The organism is Wenzhouxiangella psychrophila, from assembly GCF_042310375.1.
GTDB lineage: Bacteria > Pseudomonadota > Gammaproteobacteria > Xanthomonadales > Wenzhouxiangellaceae > Wenzhouxiangella.
Window position 1 is genome coordinate 1 of the sequence record NZ_JBHJMQ010000038.1, and the last position, 520, is coordinate 520.

At 56.3% G+C, this 520-nt stretch carries 1 protein-coding gene; it reads left to right on the forward strand.

Going from position 1 to position 520, the window contains the following annotated elements:
* Positions 1-520 (forward strand): Rossmann-fold NAD(P)-binding domain-containing protein (locus ACDC66_RS15240; protein ID WP_459117389.1); only part of this gene is annotated, 520 nt, incomplete at both ends.

Consider the following 520-nt stretch of genomic DNA (forward strand, 5'->3'; position numbering starts at 1 on the left):
GGCAGAGGTTTTGACCCTAGCCGCAAAGCTCAAGGCAGCGCCGTTTTCGGAGCGTCCACTCGAGGGACCAAAGTCCGTTGCAGTTCTTTTTGATAAGACTTCAACTCGTACTCGCTTCTCCTTCGACGCGGGCATCGCTCATTTGGGTGGACACGCCATCGTCGTGGATTCCGGTAGCTCACAGATGGGTAAGGGCGAGTCCCTGCAGGACACCGCAGCTGTATTGTCCCGCTACGTGGAAGCAATTGTGTGGCGCACCTACGCACACAGCAATTTCCACGCCATGGCGGAGACGTCCACTGTGCCGCTGGTGAACTCCTTGTCCGATGATCTGCACCCATGCCAGATTCTGGCTGATCTGCAGACTATCGTGGAAAACCTCAGCCCTGAAGAAGGCCCAGCAGGCCTTAAGGGTAAGAAGGCTGTGTACCTGGGCGATGGCGACAACAACATGGCCAACTCCTACATGATTGGCTTTGCCACCGCGGGCATGGATATTTCCATCATCGCTCCTGAAGGG